At 64.2% G+C, this 4,642-nt stretch carries 4 protein-coding genes; all 4 read left to right on the top strand.

Features of this window, described 5'->3' with window-relative positions:
- Positions 1-74: 74 nt before the first annotated feature.
- The 4 genes from LQ956_RS14700 (at position 75) to LQ956_RS14685 (ending at position 4,549) form a co-directional block, all read left to right on the top strand.
- Positions 75-947 (top strand): methyl-accepting chemotaxis protein, encoded by an 873-nt coding sequence (locus LQ956_RS14700; RefSeq protein WP_238630314.1) that lies wholly within the window; start codon positions 75-77, stop codon positions 945-947.
- A gap of 70 nt (positions 948-1,017) precedes the next feature.
- Positions 1,018-2,484, top strand: coding sequence for a sensor histidine kinase (locus LQ956_RS14695; protein WP_238621131.1), 1,467 nt, complete (start codon positions 1,018-1,020; stop codon positions 2,482-2,484).
- Positions 2,474-3,904, top strand: coding sequence for a sigma-54-dependent transcriptional regulator (locus LQ956_RS14690; RefSeq protein ID WP_238621132.1), 1,431 nt, complete (start codon positions 2,474-2,476; stop codon positions 3,902-3,904). The genes LQ956_RS14695 and LQ956_RS14690 overlap by 11 nt, the downstream gene beginning before the upstream one ends.
- A 240-nt stretch (positions 3,905-4,144) precedes the next feature.
- Positions 4,145-4,549 carry a DUF4168 domain-containing protein gene (locus LQ956_RS14685; protein WP_238621133.1) on the top strand — a complete coding sequence of 135 codons (405 nt, stop codon included), beginning with the start codon at positions 4,145-4,147 and terminating at the stop codon, positions 4,547-4,549.
- The last annotated feature ends 93 nt before the right edge of the window (positions 4,550-4,642 follow it).

The following is a 4,642-nucleotide window of genomic DNA, read 5'->3' as shown; positions in this document are numbered from 1 at the left end:
GGGGGGGGGGGGGGGCGGGGGGCCGGGCCCCCCCCCCCCCCCCCCCCCCCCCCGCCACCAGCGAAATCGCTCAGATGGTCCATGAGATCAACACCGAGACCGCTAATGCCGTGTCCACCATTCACCAACTGGTGGACGCCGTCGAGGAGAGCGCCCGCCGCACCACCACGGTGGATGAGAAGTTGTCGGCCATTCTGGAACATTCCGCCTCGGCGGACCGCTGCATCCAGACGGTTGTCAGCGGCAGTGAGGAAAACCACAACCATCTGGATCAGGTCACGGGTTCCATTCAAACGGTTAGCGCCCACCTGATCGAGACGGAGCAAGATGTGACCACCCTCTCTGCCGAGGCGGAAAGGCTCTCGGAACGGGCGGAGATGATCTACGAACTGTTGGGGGACATGGGGCTGGGCGGTATCCACGACCAGATCCGTCGTGAGGCCGAGCAGGCAGCCACCGCCGTGGGGCGTGCCTTCGATGAGGCCTGTGACAAGGGGCGCATCCGCCTGGATGATCTGTTTGACCGCAATTACAAACCGATTCCCGGCACGGACCCGGTGAAGCACCGGACGCGCTTCGATGAATTCACGGACAAGGTGCTGCCCGCCATTCAGGAACCGATCCTGGATCGTCATGCCCATGTATCCTATGCCGGTGCGGTGGATGACCGGGGCTATTTTCCCACCCATAACCGTCGCTACAGCCAGCCCTTGACCGGGGATTACCAGCGCGACCTCATCAATAACCGTACCAAGCGCATCTTCAAGGATCGGACCGGATCCCGCTGCGGCAGCCATCAGAAACCCTATCTGTTGCAGACCTACAAACGTGATACGGGAGAGGTGATGCATGACCTGTCCGTGCCCATCTATGTGAAGGGGCGGCACTGGGGGGGCTTTCGTATCGGTTATCGCAGTGAAGGCGCTATTCGGACCGACAAGCGCTGAGCCGGCCATGGGGCCTGATCGGGTGTGCTAGAGTGACACACCCTGAGCCCTTGTCTTTTCGGGTGGCCCCATGGTGTTTCCCGCCTCCCCCTACAGTCTGCGTACCGCCCTGCTCGGCTTTGTCCTGTTCCCCCTGTTGCTGGTGGTCATGCTGGCAGGCTGGTCCGGCCTGCGCAGCCTGGAATCCCAGGTGGAGACGCGCATGCAGCAGGATATCGAGCTGGTGGCGCGGGCGATCCAGCTCCCCCTGAGTGATGCCCTGGCCCGCGACCGCCGCGGTCGGATCCAGCAGGCCCTGGACTCGGCCTTTCGCATCGACCAGGTCTACGGCGCCTACGTCTATGATGACTCCGGTGAACTGATTGCCGCCAGCGGGCCTCGCAGCCCTTCCATGGAGCGGCGCCGGGATGCGCGCCTGGCGACGGTGACGGGTACCCATGGGGCCTATGACGACCGTAGCGGGGATGAGGTGTATTCCTTTTTCATGCCGCTGACCGATGCCGGTGGACGCATCAATGGCCTGTTGCAGGTGACCCGCCACGGCAGTGATTTCCGCGATGACCTGGCCCAGCTTCGCTCTCGCGCATGGCTCGTCCTGGGGGCCCTGAGCCTGCTACTGCCGGCCATCGTGTTCTGGGGGCATCAGCGGGCCGTGGGTAGGCATGTGGAGCGTCTGGTGACGGTCATGGCTCGGGTCGGTCAGGGGGATCGGTCCGCCCGGGTGCGGCCGGCAGGCCCTCATGAGCTACAGATGCTGGCGGGAGCCATGAACCGGATGCTGGAAGGCATCCAGCGGTCGGCGGCGGAGCTGGAGATTCAGCGCCGGCGGCAGGCGGCCCTGGAGGAGCGTCTGCGACAGTCCGAAAAGCTGGCCGCCATCGGTAGACTGGCCGCTGGGGTGGCCCATGAGCTGGGGACCCCGCTGGGCGTGATCAACGGCCAGGCCCAGAGAGCCTTGCGGCAGGCACCTGCGGACAGCCGTGTCGGTCAGGCGCTGATGAAGATTCGCAGCGAAGTACACCGCATGGACCGTATCGTGCGTCAATTGCTGGATTTCGGACGCCGCAATCCCAGTCGTACCCACCCGGAACCGGTGGGACGTCTGGTGACGGCCGCCCTGGCCCAGGTGGCCGAAGAAGCCCGGGAGTCCGGTGTGAGCATCCAGGTCCTCAGCCGCGAACCCGGCCCTACCCTGCCCATGGACCGTAACCGGTTGGAACAGGCGCTGACCAATCTGCTGCGAAACGCCCTGCATGCCGCCGCGGGGGGGCGCGTTCAGTTGTCCTGGTCCACTGCCGACGGCTGGCTGGAATTACGGGTGGACGATGACGGACCGGGCATCGATCCGGCTCACCGCAGTCGGCTGTTTGAACCCTTTTTCACCACCAAGTCGGTGGGCAGCGGTACCGGCCTTGGGCTGTCCGTGGCCCATGGCGCGGTAACGGAGCACCAGGGCGAGATCCAGGCGGTGGAAAGCCCCTTGGGCGGAGCTCGGCTGGTGATCCGTCTGCCTCTGGAGCGTAGTGATGGCTCATGATGTCCCTGATTCCCTGCAAGGGGTCGTACTCGTGGTGGAAGACGATCCGGCCCACCGGGAACTGGTGATGGATGAGTTGCAGGATGCCGGACTGGAGGTGCGGGGCGCCCAGGATGTGGCCTCGGCACGAAAGGCCTTGTCCACCGGTCCCGTTGATCTGGTGCTCAGTGATCTGCGGTTGCCCGAAGCGGACGGACTCGCCCTGCTGGCCCATTGTCAGCGCCTGCCCCTGCCCCCGGGCTTCATCATGCTGACCGCCTTCGGTACGATCCCCCAGGCAGTGGAAGCCCTCAAACAGGGTGCCGATGACTTTCTCACCAAGCCCGTGGACCTGGACCACTTGGTCATCCGGGTTCGTCGGGCCCTGCGCAACCGACAGTTGCAGACGGAAGTACAGCGTTACAGGGCGCTGTTGCAGGCGGATGATTTTCATGGCCTGATCGGCAGCAGCCCGCCCATGCAGGCCCTCTACGAACAGGTGCGACGGATGGCCCGGGCCTCCGGGCCGGTGCTGGTCACGGGTGAATCGGGGACCGGCAAGGAGCTGGTGGCCCGGGCCATCCATGAGGAAAGTGATCGGTCCGGCGGACCTTTTGTGGCCATCAACTGTGCAGGCATTCCCGGCGAACTGATGGAGAGCGAGCTGTTCGGTCACGCGGCCGGGGCCTTTAGCGGTGCCAGGGAGGCCCGACGAGGACTGTTTGCCGAAGCCCATGGAGGGACCCTGTTGCTGGACGAGATCGGCGAGATGCCCATGGCCATGCAGGCCAAGCTGTTGCGCCTGCTGCAGGATGGTCGGGTCCGCCCCGTAGGCGGTAACCGGGAGATCGTCACCGATGTCCGGGTGGTGGCCGCCACCCACCAGGATCTGGAATCCATGATCCAGGCCCGGCAGTTTCGTGAGGATCTGTTCTACCGTCTGGAGACTTTTCGTCTGCAGGTCCCTCCCCTGCGGGATCGGGGTGAGGATATCGACCGCCTGGCGGCCCGTCTGCTGGCTCGCTTCAGCACTGCCATGGCCCGCGATATCCGGGGCATCTCACCCGAGGCCATGCGATGCCTGCGGCGCCATGGTTTTCCCGGCAATGTGCGCGAGTTGGCCAATCTGATGGAGCGGGCGGTGACCTTTTGCCGGAATGACACCATTGAGGTGAGTGATCTGCCGGAGCGTCTGGATCCGGCGCGGGCCGATACCTCCCATGCAGCGGCCTTGCCGGCGGTGTGGTCCGATGATGAACCCATGCCGACCCTGGCCGAGGTGGAATCCCGCTATATCCGTTGGGTCCTGCGGCGTCTGGATGGCAACAAGCGTCAGGCCTCCAGGGTGCTCGGCATCGGTCGACGGACCCTGTATCGGCGTCTGGGCGAATCCGAAGAGGCAACGATAGACAATGATATGTCCACCGACTCGGATATTTGATCCGTCGCCTCAATAGGAGCCTGCCTGGCCGGCGAACCGCGCTGTGTCTTTGGGGCACGTAGCAGGCTGGCTCATGTGTCATAATGAACCACCCCTAAAAGCCATTAAGCTCAGCATGTCCGCTCGCGAATGATTTAATAAAATCATTGAGTTATATTTTTTATGGTAGGCCGCTCCAGGTCTGGCACGATGTCTGCAAAAGTAGTCTCGACATTCATCGAACCGTAAAGGAGATGCCCCATGAAGCGCACATTCCTTCAGAGTCTGCCCGTCACCCTGACCGCCGCCCTGCTGCTCGGTGCCGGCTCCCATGCCATCGCCCAGCAACAGGAGGGCAACTTCGGCGCCCAGCCGCCAGCGGGCATGGAACAGCAGGGCGCTACGGTGGATCCCCATACCCTGGATCGTTTCGTGGATGCCTTTGTGGCGGTTCAGCACATCCGGGATGACTTCGCCCGGAAGCTTGAGGAGGTGAACGACGAGGCGCAGGCGCAGGCCCTGCAGCAGGAGGCCCAGGAAGAGATGATCAGTGCCGTGCAGGATGAAGGCATGAGCGTTGAGGAATACAACCAGGTGGCCATGAACTTGCAGAGCGATCCGGGCATGCTGCAGCAGGTTCAGGAGATGGCGGCGGAGCGGATGTAACCGTTCTCTTCTGCAGTCCGGGGGGGGCCCCCCCGGGCCCCCCCCCCCGGGGCGGGGCAAAAGGGTGGGGGGGGGGGGTTGGGGGGGGGGGGT

Origin of the sequence: Ectothiorhodospira lacustris (assembly GCF_022227845.1) — a bacterium.
Taxonomy (GTDB): Bacteria; Pseudomonadota; Gammaproteobacteria; order Ectothiorhodospirales; family Ectothiorhodospiraceae; genus Ectothiorhodospira; species Ectothiorhodospira lacustris.
Note: the sequence above shows the minus strand (reverse complement) of the source record. Positions and strands in the feature narration are given on the sequence as shown.